Annotated in this window: 36 protein-coding genes and 1 pseudogene; 4 read left to right on the top strand and 33 right to left on the bottom strand. The window is 69.9% G+C overall.

Annotated elements, in window-relative coordinates; translation table 11 throughout:
* The first annotated feature begins 137 nt into the window (after positions 1-137).
* Entirely contained in the window at positions 138-641 is a 504-nt protein-coding gene (locus GB932_RS04970) for a murein hydrolase activator EnvC family protein (protein ID WP_156759582.1), read from the top strand.
* Between the two features lie 168 nt (positions 642-809).
* On the opposite strand, the gene GB932_RS04965 is transcribed toward GB932_RS04970, so the two are convergent.
* The 4 genes and pseudogenes from GB932_RS04965 to GB932_RS19580 form a co-directional block, all read right to left on the bottom strand.
* The gene (locus GB932_RS04965) at positions 810-1,712 is read right to left on the bottom strand and encodes a tyrosine recombinase XerC (protein WP_156759581.1); all 903 of its coding nucleotides are present in this window, start codon (positions 1,710-1,712) and stop codon (positions 810-812) included.
* Between the two features lie 117 nt (positions 1,713-1,829).
* On the bottom strand, positions 1,830-2,975 hold the full coding sequence (dprA, locus tag GB932_RS04960; protein WP_156759580.1) for a DNA-processing protein DprA: 1,146 nt from the start codon (positions 2,973-2,975) through the stop codon (positions 1,830-1,832).
* The gene (locus tag GB932_RS04955) at positions 2,972-3,319 is read right to left on the bottom strand and encodes a magnesium chelatase subunit ChlI family protein (RefSeq protein ID WP_306769936.1); all 348 of its coding nucleotides are present in this window, start codon (positions 3,317-3,319) and stop codon (positions 2,972-2,974) included. The genes dprA and GB932_RS04955 overlap by 4 nt, the downstream gene beginning before the upstream one ends.
* Positions 3,317-3,424 (bottom strand): annotated as a pseudogene (locus tag GB932_RS19580) (ATP-binding protein); the annotation flags it as partial. The gene GB932_RS04955 and the pseudogene GB932_RS19580, both read right to left, overlap by 3 nt.
* Positions 3,425-3,489: 65 nt before the next feature.
* Here GB932_RS19580 and GB932_RS04950 point away from each other — a divergent pair.
* Genes GB932_RS04950 through GB932_RS04940 form a run of 3 tightly spaced genes read left to right on the top strand, consistent with a single transcriptional unit; the run spans position 3,490 to position 5,243 of the window.
* Complete coding sequence (locus GB932_RS04950) at positions 3,490-4,710, top strand: HIRAN domain-containing protein (protein ID WP_156759578.1); 1,221 nt, start codon at positions 3,490-3,492, stop codon at positions 4,708-4,710.
* Positions 4,711-4,764: 54 nt separating this feature from the next.
* Positions 4,765-4,923 carry a hypothetical protein gene (locus GB932_RS04945; protein WP_156759577.1) on the top strand — a complete coding sequence of 53 codons (159 nt, stop codon included), beginning with the start codon at positions 4,765-4,767 and terminating at the stop codon, positions 4,921-4,923.
* A gap of 29 nt (positions 4,924-4,952) precedes the next feature.
* Positions 4,953-5,243: a hypothetical protein gene (locus GB932_RS04940; protein ID WP_156759576.1), complete on the top strand. Its 291-nt coding sequence runs from the start codon at positions 4,953-4,955 to the stop codon at positions 5,241-5,243.
* Between the two features lie 11 nt (positions 5,244-5,254).
* Here GB932_RS04940 and GB932_RS04935 read toward each other — a convergent pair whose 3' ends face one another.
* From GB932_RS04935 to GB932_RS04805, 29 genes are all read right to left on the bottom strand, one after another.
* Positions 5,255-5,707: a hypothetical protein gene (locus GB932_RS04935; RefSeq protein WP_156759575.1), complete on the bottom strand. Its 453-nt coding sequence runs from the start codon at positions 5,705-5,707 to the stop codon at positions 5,255-5,257.
* Positions 5,708-6,217: 510 nt separating this feature from the next.
* Positions 6,218-6,493: a hypothetical protein gene (locus tag GB932_RS04930; protein WP_156759574.1), complete on the bottom strand. Its 276-nt coding sequence runs from the start codon at positions 6,491-6,493 to the stop codon at positions 6,218-6,220.
* Positions 6,477-6,884, bottom strand: coding sequence for a hypothetical protein (locus GB932_RS04925; RefSeq protein ID WP_156759573.1), 408 nt, complete (start codon positions 6,882-6,884; stop codon positions 6,477-6,479). Before GB932_RS04925 ends, GB932_RS04930 begins: the two co-directional genes overlap by 17 nt.
* Positions 6,884-7,018: a hypothetical protein gene (locus GB932_RS19575; protein WP_306769932.1), complete on the bottom strand. Its 135-nt coding sequence runs from the start codon at positions 7,016-7,018 to the stop codon at positions 6,884-6,886. Before GB932_RS19575 ends, GB932_RS04925 begins: the two co-directional genes overlap by 1 nt.
* An 11-nt stretch (positions 7,019-7,029) precedes the next feature.
* Positions 7,030-8,124, bottom strand: a complete 1,095-nt coding sequence (locus GB932_RS04920) for a peptidoglycan recognition protein family protein (RefSeq protein WP_156759572.1) — start codon at positions 8,122-8,124, stop codon at positions 7,030-7,032.
* On the bottom strand, positions 8,124-8,249 hold the full coding sequence (locus GB932_RS19570; protein ID WP_306769931.1) for a hypothetical protein: 126 nt from the start codon (positions 8,247-8,249) through the stop codon (positions 8,124-8,126). The genes GB932_RS04920 and GB932_RS19570 overlap by 1 nt, the downstream gene beginning before the upstream one ends.
* A gap of 65 nt (positions 8,250-8,314) precedes the next feature.
* Positions 8,315-8,707: a hypothetical protein gene (locus tag GB932_RS04915; RefSeq protein ID WP_156759571.1), complete on the bottom strand. Its 393-nt coding sequence runs from the start codon at positions 8,705-8,707 to the stop codon at positions 8,315-8,317.
* 11 nt (positions 8,708-8,718) lie between these two features.
* The gene (locus GB932_RS04910; RefSeq protein WP_197517306.1) at positions 8,719-9,024 is read right to left on the bottom strand and encodes a GPW/gp25 family protein; all 306 of its coding nucleotides are present in this window, start codon (positions 9,022-9,024) and stop codon (positions 8,719-8,721) included.
* 8 nt (positions 9,025-9,032) lie between these two features.
* The gene (locus GB932_RS04905) at positions 9,033-9,275 is read right to left on the bottom strand and encodes a hypothetical protein (RefSeq protein ID WP_156759569.1); all 243 of its coding nucleotides are present in this window, start codon (positions 9,273-9,275) and stop codon (positions 9,033-9,035) included.
* Position 9,276: 1 nt separating this feature from the next.
* Entirely contained in the window at positions 9,277-9,726 is a 450-nt protein-coding gene (locus tag GB932_RS04900; protein WP_156759568.1) for a hypothetical protein, read from the bottom strand.
* Between the two features lie 4 nt (positions 9,727-9,730).
* On the bottom strand, positions 9,731-10,300 hold the full coding sequence (locus GB932_RS04895; protein WP_156759567.1) for a hypothetical protein: 570 nt from the start codon (positions 10,298-10,300) through the stop codon (positions 9,731-9,733).
* Complete coding sequence (locus GB932_RS04890; protein ID WP_156759566.1) at positions 10,297-11,484, bottom strand: baseplate J/gp47 family protein; 1,188 nt, start codon at positions 11,482-11,484, stop codon at positions 10,297-10,299. Before GB932_RS04890 ends, GB932_RS04895 begins: the two co-directional genes overlap by 4 nt.
* Position 11,485: 1 nt before the next feature.
* The gene (locus GB932_RS04885; protein WP_156759565.1) at positions 11,486-12,262 is read right to left on the bottom strand and encodes a hypothetical protein; all 777 of its coding nucleotides are present in this window, start codon (positions 12,260-12,262) and stop codon (positions 11,486-11,488) included.
* Positions 12,263-12,274: 12 nt separating this feature from the next.
* Positions 12,275-12,769 (bottom strand): hypothetical protein, encoded by a 495-nt coding sequence (locus tag GB932_RS04880; protein WP_156759564.1) that lies wholly within the window; start codon positions 12,767-12,769, stop codon positions 12,275-12,277.
* A complete protein-coding gene (locus GB932_RS04875) occupies positions 12,766-16,014 on the bottom strand; it encodes a phage tail tape measure protein (RefSeq protein ID WP_156759563.1) in 3,249 nt (1,082 codons plus the stop codon). The genes GB932_RS04880 and GB932_RS04875 overlap by 4 nt, the downstream gene beginning before the upstream one ends.
* Before the next feature lie 15 nt (positions 16,015-16,029).
* On the bottom strand, positions 16,030-16,251 hold the full coding sequence (locus GB932_RS04870) for a hypothetical protein (RefSeq protein ID WP_156759562.1): 222 nt from the start codon (positions 16,249-16,251) through the stop codon (positions 16,030-16,032).
* 29 nt (positions 16,252-16,280) lie between these two features.
* Positions 16,281-16,775, bottom strand: coding sequence for a hypothetical protein (locus GB932_RS04865; RefSeq protein ID WP_156759561.1), 495 nt, complete (start codon positions 16,773-16,775; stop codon positions 16,281-16,283).
* Complete coding sequence (locus tag GB932_RS04860) at positions 16,772-17,179, bottom strand: hypothetical protein (protein WP_156759560.1); 408 nt, start codon at positions 17,177-17,179, stop codon at positions 16,772-16,774. Before GB932_RS04860 ends, GB932_RS04865 begins: the two co-directional genes overlap by 4 nt.
* A gap of 21 nt (positions 17,180-17,200) precedes the next feature.
* A complete protein-coding gene (locus GB932_RS04855) occupies positions 17,201-18,310 on the bottom strand; it encodes a phage tail sheath subtilisin-like domain-containing protein (protein WP_156759559.1) in 1,110 nt (369 codons plus the stop codon).
* A gap of 12 nt (positions 18,311-18,322) precedes the next feature.
* Complete coding sequence (locus GB932_RS04850) at positions 18,323-18,856, bottom strand: hypothetical protein (protein ID WP_156759558.1); 534 nt, start codon at positions 18,854-18,856, stop codon at positions 18,323-18,325.
* Entirely contained in the window at positions 18,853-19,356 is a 504-nt protein-coding gene (locus GB932_RS04845; RefSeq protein WP_156759557.1) for a hypothetical protein, read from the bottom strand. Before GB932_RS04845 ends, GB932_RS04850 begins: the two co-directional genes overlap by 4 nt.
* Before the next feature lie 9 nt (positions 19,357-19,365).
* Positions 19,366-19,773, bottom strand: coding sequence for an AAA family ATPase (locus tag GB932_RS04840; protein WP_156759556.1), 408 nt, complete (start codon positions 19,771-19,773; stop codon positions 19,366-19,368).
* Positions 19,773-20,192, bottom strand: coding sequence for a hypothetical protein (locus GB932_RS04835; RefSeq protein ID WP_156759555.1), 420 nt, complete (start codon positions 20,190-20,192; stop codon positions 19,773-19,775). Before GB932_RS04835 ends, GB932_RS04840 begins: the two co-directional genes overlap by 1 nt.
* 5 nt (positions 20,193-20,197) lie before the next feature.
* Positions 20,198-20,437 carry a hypothetical protein gene (locus tag GB932_RS04830; RefSeq protein WP_156759554.1) on the bottom strand — a complete coding sequence of 80 codons (240 nt, stop codon included), beginning with the start codon at positions 20,435-20,437 and terminating at the stop codon, positions 20,198-20,200.
* A gap of 11 nt (positions 20,438-20,448) precedes the next feature.
* On the bottom strand, positions 20,449-20,772 hold the full coding sequence (locus GB932_RS04825; RefSeq protein WP_156759553.1) for a hypothetical protein: 324 nt from the start codon (positions 20,770-20,772) through the stop codon (positions 20,449-20,451).
* A complete protein-coding gene (locus GB932_RS04820; protein ID WP_156759552.1) occupies positions 20,772-21,689 on the bottom strand; it encodes a phage major capsid protein in 918 nt (305 codons plus the stop codon). Before GB932_RS04820 ends, GB932_RS04825 begins: the two co-directional genes overlap by 1 nt.
* A 13-nt stretch (positions 21,690-21,702) precedes the next feature.
* Positions 21,703-22,062: a capsid cement protein gene (locus tag GB932_RS04815; protein WP_156759551.1), complete on the bottom strand. Its 360-nt coding sequence runs from the start codon at positions 22,060-22,062 to the stop codon at positions 21,703-21,705.
* The gene (locus GB932_RS04810; RefSeq protein ID WP_156759550.1) at positions 22,062-23,276 is read right to left on the bottom strand and encodes a head maturation protease, ClpP-related; all 1,215 of its coding nucleotides are present in this window, start codon (positions 23,274-23,276) and stop codon (positions 22,062-22,064) included. Before GB932_RS04810 ends, GB932_RS04815 begins: the two co-directional genes overlap by 1 nt.
* A complete protein-coding gene (locus GB932_RS04805; protein ID WP_197517305.1) occupies positions 23,269-24,639 on the bottom strand; it encodes a phage portal protein family protein in 1,371 nt (456 codons plus the stop codon). Before GB932_RS04805 ends, GB932_RS04810 begins: the two co-directional genes overlap by 8 nt.
* Positions 24,640-24,659 lie beyond the last annotated feature (20 nt).

Genomic DNA, 24,659 nt, shown 5'->3' with positions numbered 1-24,659 from the left:
GTGTAACAGCATGATCCGCCGCGATCCGCGCGCGGACGCGGGACTCAGCGTGTCCACATTCGGCGGATCCGCGATATCCATCCACAATCGCGAGGCTGCGACCCACACCGCGGCGGCGGATCCGCCACCGTGGCCGTATGCGATGCCGACTCACCCGCCTCCTCGCCGTTCTCGCCGCCCTCGCCCTCGCCGCGCTGTGCGCGGCTCCGGCGCCCGCGCTCGCCTCGCCGGACGCGCGGCCCCGCTGGGTCTGGCCGGGCGGCGTCGCGCAGGTGATCGCTCCGTTCGAGCGTCCGTCGCACGAATACGGCCCCGGCCACCGGGGCGTCGACATCGCGGTCTCCGGGGAGCACGTGGTCGCGCCCGACGACGGCGTCGTCGCGTTCCGAGGCACGGTCGTCGACCGCCCCCTGATCACGATCGACCACGGCGGCGGCCTCGTGTCGACGCTCGAGCCCGTCGACAGCGAGCTGTCCGCCGGGGATCCGGTCGCGCGCGGGTCCGTCGTCGGCACGCTCGCCTCTGGTGGACACACTCCGCCCGGCGCGCTGCACCTCGGCGCGCGCCTCGACGGCGAGTACATCGACCCACTCGGGCTGCTCGGGGCGCTCGAGCGCCCGGTCCTCCTCCCCTGCTGCTGAGGCGCGGAGATGCCTGGACTGCGGTGGGGCGCTCCGAGATGAGGCCGATCGGTCGGCACTAGGCCGAATCCGAGCTACGGCGGGACTCTCGGTGAATCCGCCTCTCCTCGGAACGCCTGGCTGCGCGGCTCGCCTCGCGCGACGCGGGCGAGGATCAGGCACGGAGGCTCAGGCGCGCGGATGGGCGAGGCGATAGGCGGCGCTGAGCCGCTCGCTCGAGACGTGTGTGTAAACCTGCGTCGTGCCGAGGCTCGCGTGTCCGAGCAGCTCCTGCACCGCGCGCAGGTCGGCCCCTCCGTCGAGCAGGTGCGTCGCGGCCGAGTGGCGCAGCGCGTGCGGACCGACGGCGGAGGAACCGACGATCGGGCCGACGGTGCGGGCGACGAGGTCGTACACGGTGCGCGGCCCGATCCGCCCCCCGCGCGCGCCGAGGAACGCGGCGGGCGTCGCCGCGTCGGCGCGCGCCGCGAGCGCGGGCCGGCCGCGGGTCAGGAACGCCTCGATCGCGCGCCGCGCAGGCGCGCCGTACGGCACGACGCGCTCCTTGGATCCCTTGCCGAGGACGCGGGCCGTCGCGCGGCCGAGCTCGAGGTCGTCGACGTCGAGGCCGCAGAGCTCGGACACGCGGATCCCCGACGCGTACAGCAGCTCGAGGATCGCGTGGTCGCGCAGCGCGAGGGGGTCGCCCTCCCCCGCTGCGACCGCCGCGCGGGCGAGCATCTCGTCCAGCCCGCCGGCGTTCGCGACCTTCGGCAGCGTGCGCCCGCGCTTCGGCGTCACGAGCCGCAGGCTCGGATCCGCGTCGACGTGCCCAGCGTCGAGCGCCCACCGGAACAACCCCCGGGCCGAGGAGGTGCGGCGCGCGAGAGTCGACCGCGCGTCGCCGCGCTGCGACGCCCGCCACAGCCAGTCCCGCAGGTGCTCCAGGTCGATCTCGTGCAGCTCGATGTCGCCGATCGCGCCGGCGAGATCCGCGAGGTCGGCCGCATACGCCCGCGCCGTCGCAGGCGACAGCCGGCGCACCTCGGCGAGATGCGCCGTGAACGCGTGGGATGCCTGGGACAGGAGCATGATCTCAGGATGCCGCGGGCGCACGGCGCGCACCCCCGCGGCGCGCCGCGGCTGATCGAGTGCACGACGAAGGCGGCTGGCCTGCCCGAGACCGAGGGGTCGTGGTGGGCGCGCGCCTCACACGGTCGACACCCATCCGTCCGGCTGTGCCTCGGCGGTGCCCTGCAGGCCGAGCAGGCCGAGCGTCGCGATGACGTCGGCTGGTGCGAGGCCGCTGCGGCGCGCGATGGCGTCGACATCGCGCGGGACGCGGCGCGAGAGCGCATCGGCGACGCGCACGGCCTCGGCTGACTCGTACGCCGGCAGCGAGGGCTCGCCCGCGGCGCCGATCAGCTCGCGCACGTCGTCGGCGCTCGTCACGCAGACGGCGTCGTATTCGCGCAGCACCCGGTGACACCCCGCCGAAGTGGAGCTCGTGACGGGCCCGGGAACGGCCCCGAGAGGCCGTCCGAGCGACGCGGCGTGCGAGGCCGTGTTGATGCTGCCGCTGCGCGCGCCCGCCTCGACCACGATCGTGGCGTCGGAGACGGCGGCGATCAGCCGGTTGCGCGCGAGGAATCGCCACCGCGTGGGCGTGGTGCCGGGCGGGCACTCGGCGATGACCGCGCCCGTCTCGGCGATCTGGGCGAAGAGGTTCGCGTGGCCGGCGGGGTACACGCGGTCGGCGCCGCCCGCGACGAAGGCGACCGTGCGCCCACCCGCGCTGAGCGCCGCCCTGTGGGCGGCCCCGTCGATGCCGTAGGCGGCGCCCGACACGATCGTCGCGCCACCCGCCGCGAGATCGCCCGCGATATCGGCGGCGACGTGCTCGCCGTATGGGGTCGCGGCGCGCGCCCCCACCATCCCGATCGTCGCTGCGCCGACGAGGGCCGCGGGATCCCCGCGCACCCAGAGCGCGACGGGCGCGTGGGGGCCGAGAACGTCGAACGCCTCCGGCCACGCTGCATCGCCGGGCACGAGGAGCCGCATCTCGCGGCGGGCGCCCTCGGCGATCGCGGCCGTGACGAGCGCGGGATCCCAGCGGGAGCGCCAGCGGTCGACGGCCTGCGCGAGCTCGCGGTCTCCTCCGCGCGCCGCCTCCGCGAGACCATCGAGGGCGCCCGCCGCGCCGAGTCGCGCGATCCGCTCGCCCGCGACGCGGTCACCCGGCTCGATGAGCACCGACCAGGCGACGCGGGCGACGCGTTCGGGCTGCCGCTCCTCGCCGAGCCACGCGCGGGCGGCGTCGAGGGCGGCGGGCGCGATCAGCGGCGGGCGGCTCATGCTGACACCCCCTTCTTGAGGAAGAGCGCTCGGCCGACGTCCGTCGGGTTCGGCGCCGCGCGCCCCGCGAGGTCGGCGATCGTCCACGCGACGCGCAGCACGCGGTCGTAGGCGCGCAGCGTGATCAGCCCCCGATGCAGGGCGCCGTCGAGGGTCTGCCGCGCCGGTCCGCTCAGAGCGCAGGGGCCATCGCGCAGCCAGGATCCGCTCGCGTCGGCGTTCGTGCGCCATGGCGTCTCGGCGAGCCGCGCCGCCGCGCGCTCGCGGGCGGCGCGCACTCGCCCCCGAGCCTCCTGGCTCGACACGCCGGATCCGCCGTCGTCGAGGCGCGAGACCCGGCGCATCCGCAGGTCGATGTCGACCCGGTCGAGCAGCGGCCCCGAGATCTTGCTCGCGTACCGGCGCACCTCGGTCGGCGAGCAGGTGCAGGTTCCGCCCGCGACGCCGAACTCGCCGCACGGACGATTCCATTACTCGTCGCAGTCCTTCCCGGGTACTCGGTATGCTCCCGGGCATGAAGCGCTATCCCCTCGGCATGCCCGCCTGGCTGTTCTGGATCCTCACCGTCATCACCGCCAGCCTGCTCGGGAGCATCCCGGCCGCGGGGCCGTGGCTCATCTGGATCGTGATCGTGGCCGCGTTCGTCTACTTCTTCGCACTCGTGAAGCCAGAGCCCAACCGCCGTTCCTCGAGCACCGCCGGGCAGGAGCTTCCGCCCCCAGGCGCTGTCACACTCGGGGCGCCTGCCCCTGCCGCGCCAATTGCCGCCGACATGCATGCGCCTACTTCGGCGACGTCGAAGCGGTCACCTCGTCAGCGAAAGGCGAGGCCGCAGATGTCGTACGAGCTCATGGGATCCGATGGGTGGCCATCTGTCGAAGTCGCTGGCGAGTTCGCTCGCATCGACGCGCTCTGGCGAGCCATCGGCCGGCGCCCTCGCGTCGACGAAGAGATCGAACTCGAATCCGTAGCCGCTGAGCTACTCCCCGAGCCGACGAACAAGTACGACTCGAATGCCGTCATGGTGCTCATCAATGGCGAGCACGTCGGATACCTCGAGCGGGAGAACGCCGCCGACTATCACGAGCCGCTCGCGCAGCTCGTCGCGGCCGGCGTCGCCCCCGTGACGCGTGCACGCGTGTGGACCACGCAGCGCGAGACGTGGGACACGGGCAAGGTGAAAGGGCACGCTCGAATCACGCTCGCGCTCAATCCTCCTGGGATGCTCGCGCCGACGAACAACCCGCCCGAGAGCCCGTACAGCCTGCTGCCGTGGGGCCGCGCCGTCCAGGTCAGCGGTGAAGAGAACCACCTCGATGTGATCGGCGAGTACCTCGCCAGCAGCGAGAGTCTCGCCATCGGGACGCTCGTCGAGGAACGCACGACTCCCGCGCGCGCGGAACCGAAAGCGTACGTCGAGGTGCGCATCGACGGAGAGCAGGTGGGTCAGATGACGCCGAGCATGAGCGAGAATTTCCTGCCGACCATCCGACACCTCGCAGACCAGGGACAGGCCACGGCCGCCTGGCTCAAGGTCAAAGGCAGCTTGATCGCCGCGCAGATCACCGTCCACGCGGAGAAAGCGCACGAGCTCTCCGACGACTGGTTTGAACGCCCTTCCACCACTCCCCCGCTGCACCCGCGGCGAGCGCAACCTGCGACGACGGATGCGGCAGAAGACGTCGAGGATGTGCGGGTGAACGCGCGCGAGGAGCCAATGTGGGGGGAGGACTGATGCATGACCGCTGGTGACGTCGACGGTCCGCGCCTCGCCGCGTAGCCTCTCCCCATGGATGATCTCGACGTCGCCGCGCAGCCCCACTGCCCAGACTGCCGCGTCGTGATGCGGCCGCAGGAGGGTGGCGACGAGTGCCCCGCGTGCGGTCGCCGGATCGAGTGGCCGCACGTCGAGCACCCAGGTGACGGGGACGGGATCGTCGACCTGTGAGTGTCGGACGCCCAGCCTAGGATCCGTGCATGCCCCGCGAGCACCTCACCGACGACACCCGCCTCGACATCGCCCTCTCCGCGACGATCAGCCGCGAGCAATACACGACCATGCCCGAGGTGCTCGTGCACGAGCTGCAGCGCCTCGCAGGCGGCCGCGGTGACATCCTCGCGAAGGTCGCAGGCACGTGGGCCGGCTTCCATGAGAACGACCCACTCGTGCGGCCGCTCGTCGACGCGCTCTGGGAGATCCCCGGCGCGACGAACTGGATCGAGGTCGGACGCGAGAGCGCCGGCGGGCAGCATCGCGGACGATACTGAGCTTCGATCCCCTAGTCGCGCCTGGCCGCCGACGGGCCGACTCGGTAGGCAACGACATCGACGCCCGCTCGCTCCTCAACATCCCGAATCACCGATGCGGCCGCGAGCTGCAGGTCAGACGAGATCGTGTCTAGCGTGAGCAGGATCGTCGTCCGGTCCCCCGGCACGACGTGCGGTGCGTACCGCAGGAGCGCGCCCTGAATCTCGCTGGCACGCTCGAGCGTGAAGCGCTCATCCGTCTCGACCGTGATCCGGTAGCCCATCGTCTTCGGCATCGGGCGGGCATCGCTCGCCTCCGCCGCCGCGACGATGCGGTGCACCTGCATGCGCGAGAGCCCGACCATCTCTGCGATGGACGTCTTCGCCATGCCCGCGGCCGCGGCGCTGATGATCGCAGAGTCTCGCCCCTCGGTTGCCTTCCGGATCGTGCGGTCGGCGTCGCGCAGCTGATCCTCGTAGTTCATCGCCGTGCTCCACGTACTGCGATGACGAGTGCCGTGACGCTCACCGCGAGGGCGACGATGCTGATGATCCATCCGAGCGTTTCCATGGTGCTCCTCGTATGATGTGGGGAGGTCGGGGACCTGGATGCTAGCGGCTTCCAGGTCCCCGCCTCTGTCAGTCCCGCTTGCGGCGGTTCCGCTTCGCGGTCTGCCAGAGGATGATCGCCGTCACCATGTTGATGAGGGCGGTCAAGAGGCCGATGATCTCCACCGGATCCTCCCTCCTGTCGGGGAACCTCCCCGACCCCTTAAGTGTAACACAGCGTTACTCTCATATGCAACATGGTGTGACGCCTGGAATGCAAAGAATCGCCCCTCCCGGGGAGCCCGCCACCGTGGAGGTGTCGAGGGCTCACCCAGGAGGGGCGAGATCATGCTTGCCGCGCGGCGCGCGAATCCGGGCCGGTTCAGACGTATACCCGCGGAATCACACGGATCGGACCGGCGCGCGAATCTCAGCGACGGCGCTGGTCACGTTGTCGGGCGGGTCGGACGGTACGCGACGCCGAGGCCGCCGGCGATCGTGCCGACGACGGATGCGATCCCACCGGCGATCACCGAGGCGACGAGGCCGGTCGTGCCGTCTATCGCGCCCGCGGAGGCCAGCGCACCCGCGGTCGTGATCGTCGATGTCGCGAGGGCGCCGACGACGAGGCCGATGACGTACGCGGTCGTGCGGACAGGGCCGGGGATCGTCGGTGCCGCCGCGGGGTCCGGGACGTTCGGTGTGTCAGGTCCAGTTGTCATGGTCGCTCTCCTTCTCGAGCTTGTCGATGCGCGCGACGGTCGCGTCGCTCTTCTGTTCGTGCTTCGTCTGCCAGTCGAGGACGACGTCGAGCTTCTCGCCCTGACTGCGGAGGTGCTCGCCTTGGCGGTTCACCTCGTCGCGGAGGCTCTGCCCGCTGTTCGGGAACACCTCATGGCGGATCTCGCGTGTCTGGTGCTCGACGGTCTCCATGCGCTGCATCAGCCCCGGGCGGGCCGGCACGCCGGGTCGCGCGGGCTCGCCCGCGAGATCGTCTACGAGGTGCCCGACCTTCCGGACGATCGGTAGCGCCTTCACGCCCAACCACACGACGCCGGCGAGGACGGCGAGCCACGGCGCGACGGGGATCAGTTCTGTGATCCACTCCGGCATCAGGCAGCACCCCCGTGAGCGAAGACGACCGCGAGCACGTACGCGAAGAACGCGATCGCGCGGACGGCCGACCACACCGCGAGGGCGGACATGCCGAGCGCGACGAGGCCGACGATCGCGACGAACGTCTTCATGCCGGCGGGCATCACGTCACCGGTGCTTCCCAGGCGGCCTTCCACGTGGCGGGGCCGATGAGTCCGTCGACGGCGAGGCCCTTCTCGCGCTGGAACGCGACCACGTTCTCACGCGTCTCGTCACCGTAGAGGCCATCGGATCCGTGGAGCGGGAACAGCCAGCCACGATCCTCGAGGCGCTGCTGGAAGCGCCACAGGTGCTTGCGCATCTCGGCGGCGGTGCCGTGCCGGTTGCCGTGGTGGCCGCTGACGGACTCGCGCGGGCCGGACTCGGGACCGAAGTACCAGTCGCTCGGCAGCGGGAACACCGGCGCCTTCGGCGAGCTCGGCGTGCTCGGCGCGGCCGGGGCCGCCGGGTCACGCTTCGCGGGGTCCTTCTTGAGGGCGGTCCACGTGGCGGGTCCGACGTCGCCGTCGACGGCGAGACCTGCCGCCGCCTGGAAGGCGCGCACCTGCCGCTCGGTGTCGGGGCCGTAGATCCCGTCGACGGCCGTGTCGTAGCCGTGCACGCCGAGGCGCTCCTGAATCTCACGGATCGGATAGCCGGCCCACGTCGGCTCAGTCGACCCTCCCCCGCCGCCGATCGCGCCGGGCCCGTCGCCGGATCCGAGGATCTGCTGCGCGCGGCGGGTGATCCACGCGAGATCCATGCCGCCGGGGCAGGCCGTCGCGTAGGAGCCTCCGTGGATCGTGTACACCTCGCGGTGCCCGATCACGGTCCACGTCGCGGACGGTCCGTCGCGGCGCGGGTAGAAGTCGAACGCCTGCGCCGCGGACGCGACCCACTGCGCGATCGACTCGTGCGTCGCCGAGCTCAGCGTCCACGAAGGGGCGCCGGCGTCGTTCGCGCACTCGCACGTCATCGCCCACGAATCCCAGTACGCGTCGCCGAGCGACCAGGCGCGCCGGTTCGACGGGACCGTCTGCACGATCCGGCCATCCTGGATCGCCGCGTGCGCGGACACCGTGCGACCGCCGGGCATCATCAGGCCGATGATCACGTCGACGCTCGTCGTCGCGCCGTGATGCAACACCACACCGCCGACGCCGCGCGTGCGGGCGCTGTGGTCGCTCGTGAGGCGAGTCTCGGTGTAGACGCTGCTCATCAGTCCGCCTCCCCGCGGTCGCCGTCGGGACGGACCATCGCGTCGGATCCGTCATACTCGTCGTCCGGGTCGAGTGCGCGCTTCTGCAGCGCCAGCACCTCGGCCTCGCGGTCCTGTTTCGACATCACTGCTCCTCGTGTTCGGGCATGAGAAAAGCCGTCCCGGTCGGGACGGCTCGAGATCGCGCGTTCTACGACGTCGGGTACGTCAGGTGGAGGGTCGCTGTTGTGTAGTCCGTCGTTGAGGTGTTGTAGATCCTGAGCTCACCGTTGCCAGCTGCGCGGACATATCCGTCGGACGAACCGCCGGACATGAGGAGGCTGCCGTACGCCAACGACCACGGACGGTAGTCAGTCAGGAGCGTGCCCACGACGACCGAGCCACCTGCCGGTATGGTCACGCCGGACACGGTCGCGTGCAGGTCGAGGAGTCCGCCGACCTTGCGACCGGTGACCCCCGACACGGTCACACCGCTCTCCTTGACCATGACCGTCCCGTAGGAGCCGATATTCGGGCCGAATCGGGCCTTGAACTCCTGGCCGATGCGCGTCGCGAGATCGCTGATGCGGGTGGTGAGGCTCATCGCGGCTCCTTTCAGACGACGACGGTGATCGTCGACAACGACGCCCCCGCGGCGAGCGCGGTGGCGATCTCGGTGATGCGGGGTTCTTGGACGCGGGGCTCCCAGTCGACGATCGCTTGGGCGATGTCGCCGGCGTCGATGTCGACGGCGCCGAGCTGGTCGACGATGCCGTAGTCCGGGAGTGCGGTGCGCTCTCCTCTGGGTGTGGAGAGGAGTGAGCGGATCGACTGGACGAGGTCGGCGGGGCTGTCCTGGGTGAGAGTGCGGAGAGTGCCGGTCTGGCTGACTTCGAGTGGGAGGCGGAGGGTGACTGCCATGTCGGTTCCTATCCGTCGACGGAGACGATCCACGGGCCTGTCGTCGTGAAGACGACGAGCACGTGCATGCCGGGGGCGATCGGGGTCGAGTCGATCGTGCGGGGGCCTCGGCATGGCCCGATCGGGTGGTCGGTGGACTGGCCGATCGGCGTGACGAGGATTCCGGCGTCGCTGACGGCCGTGACGATCCCGCTGACGGGCTCGAGGGGCACGGCTGGTGGGCGCCGTCGGATGACGTCGTCGACGCTCATGTCAGAGGGCTGCCTCGAACGCGGCGACGAAGTCCGTGTCGGTCGTGTCGCCGGTGCCGCCCTTGTCGATCGGGAGGATGCCCTGCGTGCCGGGGCGGGGGAAAGCCTGGAACGGCGAATCGGCGGTGATCGTGTCGAGACGGACGAACATCGACGGGGCGGTGTTGAGGCCCGTACCGCCCTCTGAGATCGGGATCGGCTGCTTCGAATCGACGACCCATTCCCAGTCGCCGGCCGTGCCGGTCTTGTTGATCTCGAGGTGGCCGTTGGTCGAGTTGAAGATCAGCATCCCCGGCCACAGGTCGACGAGCACGTCGCGCTCCGACTGGGTGACGGTACGGACGCCGGGGAGTGCGTTGAGGAACTCGGCGAGGGCCTGCAGGTCGAGGCGCGGCTTGTCGGGGTCGGCGGCTTCCGGGTATGGGAAGCCCTTGCTGGTGTCGGTCGGCATCGGTCTACTCCTCGGCGGTGTCGTAGGTGCCCGCCGTGGCCTCGGCGGTGTCGTAGGTGCCCGCCGTGTTCTCGGCGTCCCCGTACGAGTGCGGCGGGTAGAAAACGAAGTCGAACGTGACGCCGGCGGGGCGGTGGCGTTCGGCGAGCGCGATGATCGTCGCCTGCGTGGTGCCGGATGCGAAGTCCGACTCGTAGATGCTGATCGTCGCGTGCCACGCGCCCGTGTCGCGTTCGTCGACGACGACGCGCCGCAGGTTGATGAGGCCGGTCTTGATCGATGCGACGAGCGCCTTGTACGTGCCGCGCGACCAGCTCGGGCGGGTCCGGATGATCTCGCGCTGCTGCTCGGTCGTGAGCGTCGGATCCGAGACGATGCCGACGAGTTGCGCGAGCCATCCCGGGCGAGGTCCGTCAATGTCGAACGCGGCAGCCCACCCGTCCGGTGTGAGGCTGACGAGCTCGTCCGTCTCGGCCACGGCCCCGGTGAGGCTCTCGACAAGGGGCGACAGGTGCTCACCTGCATGCCTGCGGAACGACGCGCCGAGCCCGGCGAGGACGCGGGTGGCGATCATGATGCGGTCACCGTGATCGACGCGTCGATGAGGGCACCAGGGGTCGTGAGCGCGATGTCGGCGGCACCACCGTCGAGGGTGATGCCGTCGATGGATGCGACGCCGGGCACGGTCGCGACGACGACGGCGACGTCGAGCGTGCGGAGCGTGTCGGCCTCGACCCACGTCGCGGGATCCCCGTCGGCCGTCCCCCACACCGCGGGAGAGAGCGCGTCGGTGATGGCCGCGTCGACGGCTGCCTGCACGGCGGTCGCCTCGTGACCGGTCGCGACGGTGACTGTCACGTCGACAGCGACCGCGGTCCTGTTCGGGTCGATCAGGTTGAAGACGAAGCCGACCTCGCGGATGCCCTCGAGCTCGGCGAGCAGGCGGTCGCGCGCGAACGAGTCGAGGTCGGCGCCCGTCGCAGTGACGGGAATGATCGTGACGGTGCGATCCGCCGGCGTGCCCGGGTCGTTCGGGTCGTAGCGGTCGAGCGCGAGCGCGCGCTGAGTGCCTTCGACGGTCGCCGCGAACCGGGCGAGGTCCTCGGCCCGCACGCCGCCCGGCTTGAGCGTCGCGAGCCAGGCGGTGAATCGGGTGAGGAATGCGGGCAGGGTCTCCGCGCCGACGCCGCCCGTGGCCGGCGCCGTCAGCGTTGCCGTGACGATGATCGGCGAGACGGTCTGGATCGTCGCCTTCTCGCCGAGCTCGCCGGTGTTCCACTCGTCGCCGACGTCGAGAGCGAGGAAGTCGACTGAGATGTCGCCGCGCCAGTAGCCCGTGAAGTCTCCCGATGTGACCTCGGTGAACGAGGCGACGAGGGTGATCTGCTCGGGCACGAGGAATGGCTGCTGACCGACCGTGACCGTGAAGCCGGCCGGCACCGTCACGGCTCGGTCGAACGGTGCCGTCCCTGCCGATGGCGGGAGCTGCGCCGTGAGCGTCACCTGCGGTAGCACTGCCTTGATGCCGTCGACTGGCTCGAAGCCGAACGCGGCCGCGATGCCGGCGGCCGCGTGATCGATCGCGGCCACCGCGGCCCGGTTCACGACCGCGAGCTGATACCCGACCTCCTCGGCGAGCGCGACCTCTGGGGCGCCCTCGCTCGGCACCCATCCAGGGATCTTCTCCGACAGGCCGGTGAGGATCTCCCGGATGATCGTCCCCTCGTCGACAGGGACGGGCAGCTGCTCCCAGGGCATGTCACTCTCCGATCGTGCGTGGTCGGGTCAGCCGCACGCGGCCGGTGCCGGCAAGCGGCAGGTCTCTGGTCCACTCCGCGACAAGCCAACGGCCGTCGGCCGGGCCAGTCCCGTGGAGGTCCACCGGGTGGCCGGCCTCGACGTCCCATTCGGTGTCGACGGTGAAGGTCGCGCGCGCCTCGACCTGTCCGCGGTCGAGGGCGAAGTCGATATCGCTGCGCACCCGGCCGCGTGAGCTGGTGATCCTCACGGCGTCACCGGCGAGGCGAGCGATGTCGCGGGCGACGATGAGGCGACGCCCGTCCGAGAACGCCCGGCCGCCGATCCGTGCGGCGAGCGCGGAGATCTCGCGCCACGAGTCTGTCTCGGCGAGGAGGGATCGGCCGGCGCCTTCGATGTGTACCTCACCGACGACGGGATCGATGTCGACGGGCACGCCGGCCTCGGTGCAGAAGCGGGTGATGATGTCGGCGGCGGGGAGTGCGACCTGCCACATGATGCGGTCGGTCTGGTTGCGCAGGGCGGCGATCACCGCGTCCTCGTAGACGAGGTGCACGGTGTCGCCGGCACGACGGATCGCGGCGAGGCTCCACCGGCGGCCCGCCGCTTCCGCGGTCAGCGCGGTATCGAGCGCTGCGGTGAGCTGGTCCTTGGGGAGGCGCACCTGCAGCGTCGAGGCGCCCGTGATCGTGGTGCGCACGCGCGCCGACGACGCGGCCGACACGAGGTCGAGGCGGGGGCCGGTCGGGCCAGTGATCGAGATGAGCTTCGCCTTCACGAGCCCCGCCTCCTAGTCGCCGAGCGCCTGTCGCAGCGCGTCCGCATAGCCCTTCTCGTGCGCGTAGGCGCGCTCCTTGAGCGTGACGGTGACGTCCTGCCGGATCCGCTCGCCCCGATCGTTCGTGACGAACTCGCCCCAGTCGAGGCCCGTGATCGCCCACGTGATCGACAGCGGGACGCGGACGTTGCCGGAGACGCGGACGAGGGTCGGCGGGGCGTACTCCTGATAGGAAGCTCGCCCCGCCGATGCCCAGTCCTGTAGTGCGCGGATCTCGCCCTCGACCGTGTACTCCCAGTTCGGGAGGAACCGGTCGAAGCGCAGCGGCAGCGTGTAGGTACGCAGCGGCTGCTCCGTCCACACGAGCAGCGGCTCGCGCAGCTTGCGCGAGACCTCCTGCCATCCGCCGACTCCGCCGCTGAGCTTGTCCGTGCCGATCAGCTTGAGCTGCAGGGACGGCCGCGACGGGATCGCACGCGAGAGGTAGACGTCGAGGTCGCGACTCACAGTCGGGCCTCCTCGTCTGCGGCATCGTCGAAGACCGCCTCGCCGAGGACGCGGCCGTCGAGCGTGACGACTCGGACGATCGTCCGGTCACCTCGGGGGCCGACCTCGATATCGACGTCGTCGAGCGTTGCCGAGATGTCCGCGGCCGACTGGCCCGTGAACATCGGCACCTCCGGGAACACGTAGCCGGACGAGTCCGGCACGAACAGCTCGGGCTGCCCGCCGTCGCCGACGATGTACGGCCTGCCCGGCTGGACGGGCCCACCGTTGGCGAGCGCCGGCACGACGCCACCCTGATGCATCGCCAGGTGGATGTGGTCGTAGTGCTGCGCCTGCACGGCGGGGCTCCACCCCGCGAACGGCTGACCATTGAGCAGCTGCCGGGATCCGGCAGGCGTGTAGATCAGCTCGGACGCGTTCGGGAACAGGCCCGCGACCTTGTTGAAGGTCTCCATCGTGGCCGGGATCAGGTCGATGGCACGCCCGAGGGCGTGGTACGACTGGCCCCCGTTGACGGTGACCGCTCCGGGCCGGTAGTTCGACGTCATCACCAGGTTCGGGTCGGCGTTGCGGACGACCTCCCACATTGCCTCCCAGCCCATCCCGGCCGAGCCCTGCGCGGACGCGGACGCGGACGGGAACAGTCCGGCGATCTTCTCGAGGAGCATGATCGGCAGCTCGCCGATCGCCTTCTGGAAGATGTTGCCGCCGTCACCGAGGAGAGGACGGATGATGCCGCCGACGATGTGCTCCTGGATCGCCCCGGCCGGGTCGGAGATGAAGCTCCACGCGATCGACGCAGCCGAGGTGACCGTCTCCCAGATGCCCTCGCCGAAGTCACCGATCGCGCCCCACACGCCGCCGTCCGCGAACGACTGTCCCTGACGGGCGAGCGCGTTGAGACGGTCGACGCCAGACGGGCCACCGACAGCACGCGTGAACTCCGGGCGCATGATCGCCTCGCCACCGCTGAGCTCGAGGAGCCCACCCGTCGGCGAGTAGAACTTGTGCACGTCCCGACCTGGCGTGTAGCCGGGCATCACGCCGCCCTCGGCGAACTTCACCAGGGGTGCCTCCGGCAGGACGAGATCGTCGAGCCCGAGCGTGCCGACGACGTCGTTCCAGAACGAGCGGATGCCGTTGTTCCAGACCGTGTCGAGGACGAAGTTGATCGGCTTTGCGGCTGCGAGCTTGATGCCCTCCCAGGCCACCGCGATCGCGTCGGAACCTACCTCGAAGCCGAGCACGATGAGGTCGATCCCGTCACGGAACGGCTTGAACACCTTCGAGTCGATCCACTCCCACACCTTGGAGAAGCCCCATTTGACCGCCTCCCAGACGAACAGCAGCTGGTCCCGGGCCGTGCCGGATCCCGTCACGAGGTCGGAGATCCACCCGATGCCGATCGAGATCCAGTTGACGGCCGTTTCGAGCCAGCCGACGAGGAGGCCGATCGCGCCGACGGCGAGTTCCGTGATCGGCATCGTGAGTTCCACCACGACCGGCAGCACTGCCATCAGCAGGTCAATCAGCGGAGGCAGGAGCGCTCCGACGATCGGGATCAGGCTGGTGATGATCGGCATGAACGCCAGCCCGAGATCGAGGATCGGCGGGATGAGCGGCATGACCATCATCAGCACCTGGCCCGCGACCTCGGCGAGCATCGACAACAGAGGCGCCACGGCCACGAGTGCCGTACCCAGTGCGCCGGCGAGGCTCTGTGCGACCTCGGTGACGATCGGCATCAGCATGATCGCGGCGTCTGCGAGCGCGCCGGACAGCATCTCAGCGACGGGCGCGGCTGCGGCGACGATGTCGGGGAGGACGCGCGACAGCGTGCCTCCGATGACCGAGGCCAGCAGGCCGAACGTCTCGGCGAGCTGCGGCAGCACCGGCTCGAGCGCCGAGAAGATCAGCGACAGCGGTGAGAACGCCGTCCACAGCTCGAGCACCGGGCTGATGATCGGCCAGATGGTGTCGCCGAGCCGCTTGAACCAGCGCGCTGCCTTCCCGATCCCGTCGCTGATGATCGGCGACAGCTCCTGCGCCTTCGACGCGAGACCGGCCATCGCCCCACTGGTGAGGTCGAAGATCGCCGTACCGATCGGCTCGAGAGCCGTGAGGGCGTTGTTCTTGATGATCTTCCAGGACTCGCCTGCGCTGGCCGTCTCCTCAGCGAGGCCGAGGATTGTGTCGCCGGTCGCTCCGGTGGCGGCCATCAGGTCGTCCATGCTGAGGACGCCTGACTCGAGCGCGCCCACGAACTGCGTCGCGCCGCGCGTGCCGAACACCTTGCCTGCGAGATCGAGCGCAGCCGCCTGGTCGCCCTTGTCGACGAAGCCCTGCACCTCCGCCGTGACTCGCTTGAACGCGTCCTGTGGCTGCTCGCCGTCCTTCGCGAGCGTGACCAGTCCGCGAGACATGCCCGAGAGGATCGACTGCGAGTTCAGACCGGCCTTGTCGAGCGAGCCGAGCAGGCTGATGCTGTCCTCGAATCCGAAGCCGACCTGCTGCAGCGCCGGCGCGTTCTGAGCGATCCCGTTCGCGAGCTCATTCATCCCGACACCGGTGGCCTGCGACACCTGGAAGAGGGAATCCATCGCGCCGACGACCGAGTCGCCTTCGATCTTGAACGCGGTGAAGGCGGCCGACGTGCTCTGGATGTCGACGTCCTGCTTGAGGAGCCGCCCCGCCTCGAGGTACTGCGACGCGACCGTGTCGAGGGTGTTGCCCGACAGGCCCATGCGAGTGTTCAGGTCGGCGACGACGGGGGCGATCTGGCTGAGGTCAGCAGGCACCCGGTTGGCGACGTTCTTCGCACTGCCGACGAGCCCGTCGAGGGCCTCCCCCGATGCACCGGTCCCGACGCGGATCGTATCCTCGACCTCGTCGAACGCCTTGCCGACCTTGTAGAGCGCTGCCGTCGAGGCGCCAGCCGCGAGCGTGAGTCCAGCAGCGACACCGGCGGCAGCGACCTTCCAGCCGGCCATCTTCGAGCCGCTCTTGCCGAGGTTGTCGGCGAACCCGTCGAGACCGCTCGAGAGCGACCCGAGCCCGGTGCGCACGGGGAGCGCGCTGCCGACGATGCCGTCGAGCCCACCCGCGAAACGCGAGAGCTTCTTGACGCCGCCGGCGGCCTTCGTGCTCGTCTTGTCGAGACTGGTCCCGACCTCGCGAGCCTTCTTCGCCGCCGTCGTTGTGCCCGACGTGCGGAACGTGAGGAGGACAACGCCCTTTCCAGCCACGCGGACACCTCCGTCTCAGTGGCGCAGGTGAAGCATCTTCGGCAGATGCTTCCCGAGCCATTTCGTGATCGACTGCGCGGTCAGCGACGCAGTCTTGGACGCGAGGTAGTCGAGGCGGCCCCGCTCGCGTTCCTCCTCGAGGCGCGACTGCTCGCTGACGATGAGATTCGCCAGCCGGAAGTCGTCCTCCTCGAGAGCGAGGAACGCGAGCGGGTCCCAGCCGTAGACGGAAGCCACCGCGGCCGCGCGTACGGCCGGGTGGCCGGTCAGTTTCCCTCGTAGTCCTCCACTGCCTGCGCCTCGGCGTAGCCCGCCCAGCTCGTGAGCGCAGCGGCCTGGGCGATGATGTCGCCGTCCGTGAAGAACAAAGCCCGCACCACGTCGGCCGCGCGGTCGAGACTCGGCTCGCCGAGGTACTCGGCGAGGTCCTTGTCGAACTTCGGCCAGTCGTCGGGGTCGCCGATCGGCTTACCGTCGTCGTCCTTCTGGAAGACGCCGAGGCAGCACTCCGCGAGCAGCATCGCCTCGGCGAGCGCGTCCTTGTCGCGGGACTTCGTGGCGCGGTCGCTGACGCGGTTGATCTGCGCCTTGGTGGGTGGCATGTAGCGCACGTACACCGGCTCGTCGTATCGAGGGACGAGCAGGTCGAGGTGGAGCTTCTGCTTGATCTTCGCGCGCTGGGTGCGAAGTGCGGCGAGGCCGGACGTCGGCGCGGCCGGGGTCTCGCCGACGTGGATGTCGTCGTGCTCGAAACCGCTCATGCGGTGGCCCAGCAGACGATCGTGAGGGTGATCATGCGGACGTCGTCGGAGTTCGAGTCGACGTCACCCGAGGAGACGCTCGAGACGCGCCCCTTCCACGTGCGGGCCTTGCCGTAGCGGACGCCGTCGACGTCGGTCGGCTGCTCGGTGACCTTGACGACGCCGACGCCCACGCGGTTGCGGAGGCGCTTCTCGACGTTGACGTCACGGTCGACGACCCAGCGTCGTGTGACGGTGAGATCGCTGATGTCGGGGCGGCCGGCGTCCACGACCTGCTTCTTGGACCCGCCGGGGCGGTACTTGTTGACGGCCGCGGTGGACTCGCCGCCGGACCGGGTGTCCCAGATGCCGAGCGAGTCGCCGTCGAGGTTGACGGAGACGATCGCCTGAGAGTTCGTTCCCATGGTTCTGTGTGTCCTTTCCGGTCAGCTCGCGAGCGAGGTGACGACGTTGATGACGATCTGCTCGGCCGCGGTCGAGGCCGTAATCGCGACGTCGGCGTGCACCTCGCCGTTGGCGATGGTGGTGGGCGTGTTGTTCGAGAAGTCGGCGATGACCGTGAACGCGTCGTCGGCGGTGGCGCCGAACAGAGCGTCGGCGGTGTACAGGTCGAGGAGGTATCCGGCGATGTCGCCCTCGACCTGCGACAGGAGGATGCCCTGGCCATCGATCGGCGAACCGAGGTACTGGTACATGAGCGCCGAGATGCGCGCCGAGACCTCCATGGTGAGGCGGCCGATGTTCAGCTGCCGCCACACGGGATCCGTGCCGACCGACTTCCAGCCGGTGAGCGTGACGACGCCGAGCACGTCGCGGAAGACGTTGACGCCGGCGTCGTAAAGCGTGTCGACGTCCGTGTCGCCGAAGTCGGTGACGACGCCGAGAGCGCCCGAGACGGATCCGGCGCCGCGGCCCTGATCGAAGATCGGGGCGTTGTTCGAGTTGCCGACGGTCGCGTCGCCGCGAGCGGCGAGACCGGCGGCGATCACCGATGCGGGCACGGTGCGAGCCGAACCGGAACCGGGGACGGACACCCACGGGCCGAACACGCCGGCGCGCTCGGCTCCGGCGGTCGCAGCGATCGCGGCGGCCGCGGTCGAGATCGTCGTCGCGTCGTCACCCTCACCGACGTCCAGGAACGCCACCCGGTGCGGGTTCGCGTCGACGTGTGCGAGGAGCGCGGTGTACGCGGCCGTGTCGGCGACGCCGGGCGTCGCGACCTGACCGGGACCGTGCGACGGGGTGAGGAGGTCGAGAGCGACGTTCCACTCCGTCTCGGTCACCGCTCCGGGGTCGACCGCTTCCGCGCGCACGACGATCACTTCCGGCGCGCCCTGCGTGAGCGCGTCGCCGATCCACAGCGCGGTCGCCGTGGGGACGTCAGCGGCTTCGGCCTCCGCGACCGAGGTCACGCGTGTCGGCGTGAGCGGGCCAGTCGGGCCGGCGTACACGAAGAACAGCGTGCCGGTCTCGGTCGGCAGCGAGGCGACAGGGAGCTCCCCGCTGATGTTGACAGTTACCTGAGGACGCACCATGAGGGGGTCTCCTTAGTTGGGTTGTACGTCTGGATGGACAGAGATGAGGAGGGGGTCATTTCGCAGCGCCGTCAGGTCGATCGCCTTCTCGACGGACGCGTCGAACATGACCTCGGCGCCCGCGATCGTGCGCGCGTCCTTCTTGTTCGGGAGGAGGTCGTACTCTTCGCCGGCCCATCGGATCCGGATCTTGGTTCCCGGCAGAGACGGGGTCATCAGCGCCGAGGCGCGGACGACCTTCGCCCACTGCTGGATCTGCGTCTGGGTGTGCTCGTGATCGTCGCCACGTGCGAAGACACCGACCGACACCTGCCACTCGGCCGAGTACTCGCTGTTCGAGCGCTGCGGCTGAGCGGACACGCGGGGGCTGACGATCGCGATCGCGGGCAGCTTGGCTGCGGCGATCGCGTCCACGTCCGGGACGATCTGCCACGTCTGGATTTCGCCGAGATCCGTGAGTCCGAGCAGCGTGATCACTGCGGGCACGTTCGCGCGAAGTTGAGCCTCGAGGCCCCTGACGATGTCGTCGCCACCGATGACGGTCATGTGTAGTCCCTCGGGGTGACCATGCCGAGCAGCTCGCTCGTGAGAATCGCCAGGCGCTTCGCGGGCGGCCGCGGCGCAGGATTGCGTCGAGGCATCGACCCGCCGAGCCCCGACCACTCACCACGGCGCCCCGTGCCCGCCTTTGATTTCGGCGCGTAGCGACCCTTCTTGAGGTGCTCTGCATACGCGGGGGCGGTCAGATCGACCGATGCCTTCTTGAGACGGGGGGCGCCGGTGAGGGATCGGAGCAGCTCCCCCGTGCGCACGAGAGCCTTGCCTGACGTGGACGCGGCCAGCGGCTTCCACCGCTTGCCGGCGACGGCACCCTCGGATGAGAACACTTCCTGTTCCCACTTCTGCGCGAAGCCGCTGACCTGCGAGAGCAGCCGCGGCCGGTCGTCGAGACGCTTCGCAGCCTCCGCGAGGACCTTCGCGCCGAGCGTCGTGTTGAGCTCGGCGCTCAGTTTCGTCTCGGGCCCCTTGGGCTTCTTCGTCGCCATGGCGGCTCCCTACTGGGTGCGGAGGCCCCGCCGGCGGTGCCAGGCGAGGATGAGACGTCGATGCTCCGCCGGGTGCGGCCGCGCGGCCGCCCGCTCGAGGAGCACCGGAAGCGGCGCGGTGATCTCCATCACGTCGGCCTTGAGCGAGCGCGCGAGAGACTGCACTTCGCGGCGCGGCTTCGCACGAATGACCCACACGACACCGTCGCCCGCTGTCGCGTCGGCGAGACGTCTGCGCCACTCGTCCATCACCACCGGCAGCAGCGACTTGTCGACATGGTGATGCCGTGGCGGGAATCCGAGGTCGGTGACGATGCCGTCCCAGTCGAGGACAACGTCGTCAGGCTCGGCGTGCTCGGCGACGTAGGTCGACTTCCCAGCGCACGGCGGCCCGCACACGATGTGCACGGTCGCCATCAGCACCGGAACGGATCCGGGTACGGGCGCGGTGCCGGGAACCGAGCCCGACTCACCGACCCGCCGGCGCTGCCATCCTTCGACAGCGAGGCGAGTCGGCTGAGGAGGTCGTCGAACTTGCGCTTGAGGAAGTACCCGCGACCGAGATCGCCGGCGCCCTGCTGCTCCGGGAACTCGGCGTACTCGATGTTCGACGCGACGCCGTATGCGATGCACTGGATAGCGAGCGCGCGGGTGGATCCTTGCGGATCCGGGCCCGTGACGGGGATCACCTCGGCAGCGATCTGCTGCACCGTCGCCTCGAAGATCGACGTCGGCGGATCGCCGTACTCGTACTCGAGGATGTCCACCGGACGTTCCTTGAGCAGCACGCCGACCATCGCCTCGGTGACCTCGCCGGCAATCCCCGTCAGGGCCATCGGATCTACTCCTCGGTCGTCGACGACTCGTCGGTCGTCGTCTTCTTGCTGGCGCGCTTCACCGTCGTCTTGGCCGACGTGAGGGTCGGCGCCGACGCGGCGACGCGGATGACGGAGAAGCGCAGCAGGCGCTCGATCTCCGCCTCGGCGACACCGTTCGGGAGGTGCGTGGACGGCTCGACCGTGCGGCACACGCCGTCCACGCGGACGACGGTGCGGACGTTCGTGATGTACGTCTGCTTCATCGTCTGGGTCCCTACTTGGTGTCGCCGCCGGCGGATGCGCCGCCGCCGTCCGACGCGGGCGAGCCGCCTCCGTCGTCCGACGCAGGTGTGCTGCCTCCGCCGCCCGAGGACGGCGTGCTGGCGGGCTTCGACCCGGTCGAGCTCGCAGGGGTCGCCTTCTGCTTCTTGGTCTCGACGATGAAGCCATCGTCGAGCAGGCGCAGCAGCTCGTCGTCGTCGACGCCGGCCGGGACCGGGTCGCCCTTGTAGACGTACGAGATCTTGCCGTCCTTGCGGCGGACGAGAGTGAGAGCCTCCTTGCCGACGTACTCGCCGGTGGGCTTGCGGCGCGCCATCAGACGCCCGTCACCTTCACCGCAGCGCGCGGCTCCTGGACCATCGGCACGCCGGACTTGCGCACCTGGACCTGCCAGCCGTCGCGGTCCTCGAGACGGAACTGCTTGGTCTCGATGCCGAGCGGATCCGACACCTCGCCGAGGTAGCCGCCGCCGAGACGCTCGAAGCCGATCGACCCGAGCGCCGTGTTGTCGAGCACCATCACGTCGGTCGACGTGGGGAGGTTGGTCGACTTGAGGAGGGTGAGACCGGCGACCTCGAGCACGTTGCCCTTGCCGATGATGTCGGGCGTTCCGACCGCTCCGGCGAAGGTCTTCGCGATCGAGGCGACCAGGCGCGCCCACTTCTCGGGGCGGGCGACGACCGTGTTCGCGACGTAGCCCTCGTTCTGCTCGTCGATCGTCGCGCCCGACAGGAGCAGGTCCAAGAACTGGTCGGCACCGGTGGTGCTCCACGCAGCAGCCGCGGCCTGCGTCTGCGTGACGGACGATCCGACGGCCGACATGACGAGCGAGTCGAAGTGGAACACCGCGCGGTTGGCCATGCGACGAAGCTTGCGTGCCACGACGTCGAGGCGGTTGCGCGAGACGTTCTTGTCGGAGATGCGCGAAGCGAACCCGCGGTTGATCGCCTCGGCGAGCTGCGGGTCTCCGTCAGCGTCGTCGACGAGCTTGTACTCGGCGAGCTCGTCGACGGCCTCGGGATCGTCGTCGACCATGATCGGGTCGTCGACCTCGTACACGGCCGCGCCGGATCCGGTCATGTCGACGCGGCCGGTGAGGATGTGACCGCCGATGAGGCGCTGCTCGGCGATGCTGCGCACGAGGCGCTGCACGATCAGCGGGCTCTTCATCAGGTAGTCGACGGTGAGCTTGCTCCCGTCGAGACTCGGAACGGTGGGTGCGTAGGTAGGCATGAAGGTCTCTCTCTCAGCGCAGGAACTTGACGGTGGCGAGCTCACCCAGCGCGGCCGCGGCGAGCGCGACGCCGAGGAGCGTGTCGGTGCTGTCGGTGCCGGCCGTGTAGACGGCGATCTGTCCGTCGGCGGCAGCCTTGACGAGGTCGCCCTGGGCGATCGCGGCGGAGGCGACGAGGCGCTGGACGCCGCCGCTGTAGACGGTGACGTTCTCGCCGGTGGTGACGTCGCGTGCGGCAACGCCGATGACGGTCGTCGCGTCGGCGCCGGCGGGCTCCCCAGCGGCAGTGACGAGCTGTCCGCCGGTGATGGCGGCGGTCGCGGGGATGGTGATCGCCGCGCCCGGGTTGTGCTTGGGCAGGTAGCCGGTCATCAGCGTGCTCCGTTCGTGAAGCCCATGCGGGCGGCGAATGCGGCGACGGCTGCGTCGTCGGCCGCGGCGACGGTCTCGCCGTCTGCGTCGAAGCCGGCCTCGGCGACGGGGATGGTGTTCTCCGCGAGCTCGTCGATGATGGCGCGGGTGCCCTCGGGGTCCGCGTCGTAGAGCTTGACGAAGTTGTCGCGACGAGCAGCGGCGAACTTGCCACGGCTGATCGCGTTGTCGATGTAGCGGTCGCGCTCCTCGCGCTTCTGGTGCGCGCGGGCCTCGACGCCGGCCTGAGCCTGCGTGCGGAGCTCGTCGAGCGCGCTGGCGTCGATGGTGACGACACCGTCCGGGAGCTGCGGGGTCGGGCGGGCCGTGACGGCCGACATGATCGCCGTCTCGTCCGCGTCGTCGGCGAGCCCGAGGGAGGCTCGCATGGTGTTGAGCTGGTCGTCGCTGAAGGCCACGGCCGTCTCCTTTCCTGTTGGGGTGCCGGACGCGGACGCGACCGGGGTCGGGATGATCGAGGCCACGAGGATGTCCGTCGTGTCCTCGACGTCGTCGTTGTCGTCGTCGGGGTCGCCTCCGGGAGTTGCGGTCTCACCGGCGTCTGGGATGACCGCGATGCGGTCCGCGAGGCCGAGGTCGACGGCGGCCTGCGAGTTGAGCCACGTCTCCTCGGCGAGCAGCCCCGGCCAGTCGTGGTCGGCGCCGGCCTTGCCGCTGTAGATCTCGATGAGCGTCGACTCGAAGTTGTCGAGCACATCAGCGGTCTTGCGCAGCTCGGTGGCGTTGCCGGCGGCGATGGACCACGGCGAGTGGATCATCATCTGCGTGCCTGGGCTCATCACGGTCTCGTCGCACCCCGCCGCGATCACGCTCGCAGCCGACGCGGCGAGACCGTCGACGACCGCCGTGATGGATGACTTGTGCGCGCGGAGCATGTTCAGGATCGCGACTGCCTCGCTCACCTCACCGCCGGGGCTGTTGATGCGGAGGATGACCCGCACGACCGTGTCGGGGAGCTCGTCGAGCACCTGGCCGATGTCGGTCGTCGAGACGCCCCACCAGCCGCCCCAGCTGTCGATCGGTCCGAACATCCGGATCGTCGCGATGTCGCCCTCACCGGAGGGGGCGGGCGTCGTGACTGCGCCGAAGAACTCCGCCTTCGACTTTGCGGGTGTCCGGCTGCCCCAGTAGCGGTTCGCGAACTTCTCACCCATCGGTGGACTCCTCGGTCTTGTCCGCGACGAGCGCGGCTGCGGTGGCGGGCGGGAGGCCCAGCGTGGAGCGGATGAACTTCTCGAGGTCTTCGTCGCCGTGGATGACGCCGGCGGAGATGAGCTGCGCGATGGCCGCGAGGATCGACTCCTGCCGGGATCCGATCTCGTCGAAGACGATGCGCGGAGCGGCGACGTCGGGCCCGTAGTTGATGTCGACGAGGTCCTCGACGATGTGCCTCGTGGCGGTCTCGCGGATGTTCTCGGCGACGGCCTGAATGCTCAGGGTGAAGAAGTCCGCGAACGTGGCGCCGAGTGCCCAGCTGCCGGTCTGGCTGCCGAGATTGAGGAAGTGCGCGAGCACGCTGCGGCTGATCTGCTCGTCGTGGTACTTGACCTTCTCGAGGATGTTCGGGAGCGAGCCGGTGACGCCGAGGAGTTCGAACTTCGCGTCCTTCGCGAGGGAGATTCCGGAGTTGTCGCCGGCCTGCACACCGGATGCGATGTCGAGACCGGCATCGAGCGAATCGGGTTTGTTGTCCGCGGCGGTGTGTACGGGGATGCCGAGACCGTTGCGTTCGACGACCTGCGCGTCGATGCGGAGGAAGCGATCCTTGAGCTTCACGTTCTTGTACGCGGGGCGCAGCACGCTCTCGCCGATCCAGTTGCCGCCCTTGCGGCGGTGGGTGTAGACGACGAGCCGGTCGACGGGGAGCGTTGTTCCGTCGATCGAGACGTAACCGGTGAGGCGGCCGCCACTGGTCTGCATGGCGTGCTGCTGCACGCCGATGAGGCCGCCATCGGCTGCGACCTTCCAGGCCGCGATCGTGCGGGCGGGACGGTAGCCGAGTTTGCGCAGGTGGAACAGGCCGTCGCCGCCCTCGTCGATCGGGCGGGGCCGGTAGTAGACCTGCTCGAAGACGGCGTGACCGAACTGCAGGTGGTCCGGGACGACGACGGCGAGGTGCTCGGTCCACGAGAAGCGACCGCGCATGCGGCTAGACGGGACGCGGTTCTCCTCGCCGACGATCGGCAGACCGAGATCGCGCGACACGTGCGCGACAACGTCGGGGTCGCAGCCCGTTCCATCGATGCGCCATCCGGTGCGCATGATCGGCGTCGCGATCGCACTGAGCACGCTCGACGCCTGCGCGTCCTGGCGCACCATGTTCTCGAACACCTGGACCGACTCGGGCCAACGCACCTCCGGGGTGGGCTCGTTCGTGAGGTCCGTCCACCACGACTCCGCCGACTCCGTCGTGTACCCGCGCTCACGCGTCGCGGCCGAGCTCGGCACGAACTCGGCCCTCACTCGGCGGGCGCGGTCGACGCGGGACTGGATGCGGGGTGCGGGGCGGCGGGCCATGCGAGTGCCCCTTTCCAGGA

Origin of the sequence: Microbacterium karelineae, from assembly GCF_009745985.1 — a bacterium.
In the GTDB taxonomy this organism is placed as follows: domain Bacteria; phylum Actinomycetota; class Actinomycetes; order Actinomycetales; family Microbacteriaceae; genus Microbacterium; species Microbacterium karelineae.
Note: the sequence above shows the minus strand (reverse complement) of the source record. Positions and strands in the feature narration are given on the sequence as shown.

Bases quoted from the DNA above. Each gene is read 5' to 3' on its own strand.
- GB932_RS04840 (WP_156759556.1), bottom strand. From the start codon at position 19,773: ATGGCGACCGTGCACATCGTGTGCGGGCCGCCGTGCGCTGGGAAGTCG.
- GB932_RS04965 (WP_156759581.1), bottom strand. From the start codon at position 1,712: ATGCTCCTGTCCCAGGCATCCCACGCGTTCACGGCGCATCTCGCCGAG.
- GB932_RS04895 (WP_156759567.1), bottom strand. From the start codon at position 10,300: ATGATCGCCACCCGCGTCCTCGCCGGGCTCGGCGCGTCGTTCCGCAGG.
- GB932_RS04860 (WP_156759560.1), bottom strand. From the start codon at position 17,179: ATGGGAACGAACTCTCAGGCGATCGTCTCCGTCAACCTCGACGGCGAC.
- GB932_RS04915 (WP_156759571.1), bottom strand. From the start codon at position 8,707: ATGAGCCTCACCACCCGCATCAGCGATCTCGCGACGCGCATCGGCCAG.
- GB932_RS04855 (WP_156759559.1), bottom strand. From the start codon at position 18,310: ATGGTGCGTCCTCAGGTAACTGTCAACATCAGCGGGGAGCTCCCTGTC.
- GB932_RS04910 (WP_197517306.1), bottom strand. From the start codon at position 9,024: ATGGCAGTCACCCTCCGCCTCCCACTCGAAGTCAGCCAGACCGGCACT.
- GB932_RS04815 (WP_156759551.1), bottom strand. From the start codon at position 22,062: ATGACCGGCTACCTGCCCAAGCACAACCCGGGCGCGGCGATCACCATC.
- GB932_RS04805 (WP_197517305.1), bottom strand. From the start codon at position 24,639: ATGGCCCGCCGCCCCGCACCCCGCATCCAGTCCCGCGTCGACCGCGCC.
- GB932_RS19570 (WP_306769931.1), bottom strand. From the start codon at position 8,249: ATGTCGAAACAGGACCGCGAGGCCGAGGTGCTGGCGCTGCAGAAGCGC.
- GB932_RS04890 (WP_156759566.1), bottom strand. From the start codon at position 11,484: ATGCCCTGGGAGCAGCTGCCCGTCCCTGTCGACGAGGGGACGATCATC.
- GB932_RS04835 (WP_156759555.1), bottom strand. From the start codon at position 20,192: ATGGCCCTGACGGGGATTGCCGGCGAGGTCACCGAGGCGATGGTCGGC.
- GB932_RS04830 (WP_156759554.1), bottom strand. From the start codon at position 20,437: ATGAAGCAGACGTACATCACGAACGTCCGCACCGTCGTCCGCGTGGAC.
- GB932_RS04945 (WP_156759577.1), top strand. From the start codon at position 4,765: ATGGATGATCTCGACGTCGCCGCGCAGCCCCACTGCCCAGACTGCCGC.
- GB932_RS19575 (WP_306769932.1), bottom strand. From the start codon at position 7,018: ATGAAGACGTTCGTCGCGATCGTCGGCCTCGTCGCGCTCGGCATGTCC.
- GB932_RS04810 (WP_156759550.1), bottom strand. From the start codon at position 23,276: ATGGGTGAGAAGTTCGCGAACCGCTACTGGGGCAGCCGGACACCCGCA.
- GB932_RS04820 (WP_156759552.1), bottom strand. From the start codon at position 21,689: ATGCCTACCTACGCACCCACCGTTCCGAGTCTCGACGGGAGCAAGCTC.
- GB932_RS04935 (WP_156759575.1), bottom strand. From the start codon at position 5,707: ATGAACTACGAGGATCAGCTGCGCGACGCCGACCGCACGATCCGGAAG.
- GB932_RS04905 (WP_156759569.1), bottom strand. From the start codon at position 9,275: ATGAGCGTCGACGACGTCATCCGACGGCGCCCACCAGCCGTGCCCCTC.
- GB932_RS04825 (WP_156759553.1), bottom strand. From the start codon at position 20,772: ATGGCGCGCCGCAAGCCCACCGGCGAGTACGTCGGCAAGGAGGCTCTC.
- GB932_RS04925 (WP_156759573.1), bottom strand. From the start codon at position 6,884: ATGCCGGAGTGGATCACAGAACTGATCCCCGTCGCGCCGTGGCTCGCC.
- GB932_RS04930 (WP_156759574.1), bottom strand. From the start codon at position 6,493: ATGACAACTGGACCTGACACACCGAACGTCCCGGACCCCGCGGCGGCA.
- GB932_RS04940 (WP_156759576.1), top strand. From the start codon at position 4,953: ATGCCCCGCGAGCACCTCACCGACGACACCCGCCTCGACATCGCCCTC.
- GB932_RS04900 (WP_156759568.1), bottom strand. From the start codon at position 9,726: ATGCCGACCGACACCAGCAAGGGCTTCCCATACCCGGAAGCCGCCGAC.
- GB932_RS04955 (WP_306769936.1), bottom strand. From the start codon at position 3,319: ATGCGCCGGGTCTCGCGCCTCGACGACGGCGGATCCGGCGTGTCGAGC.
- GB932_RS04845 (WP_156759557.1), bottom strand. From the start codon at position 19,356: ATGGCGACGAAGAAGCCCAAGGGGCCCGAGACGAAACTGAGCGCCGAG.
- dprA (WP_156759580.1), bottom strand. From the start codon at position 2,975: ATGAGCCGCCCGCCGCTGATCGCGCCCGCCGCCCTCGACGCCGCCCGC.
- GB932_RS04865 (WP_156759561.1), bottom strand. From the start codon at position 16,775: ATGAGCGGTTTCGAGCACGACGACATCCACGTCGGCGAGACCCCGGCC.
- GB932_RS04970 (WP_156759582.1), top strand. From the start codon at position 138: ATGCGATGCCGACTCACCCGCCTCCTCGCCGTTCTCGCCGCCCTCGCC.
- GB932_RS04950 (WP_156759578.1), top strand. From the start codon at position 3,490: ATGAAGCGCTATCCCCTCGGCATGCCCGCCTGGCTGTTCTGGATCCTC.
- GB932_RS04850 (WP_156759558.1), bottom strand. From the start codon at position 18,856: ATGACCGTCATCGGTGGCGACGACATCGTCAGGGGCCTCGAGGCTCAA.
- GB932_RS04920 (WP_156759572.1), bottom strand. From the start codon at position 8,124: ATGAGCAGCGTCTACACCGAGACTCGCCTCACGAGCGACCACAGCGCC.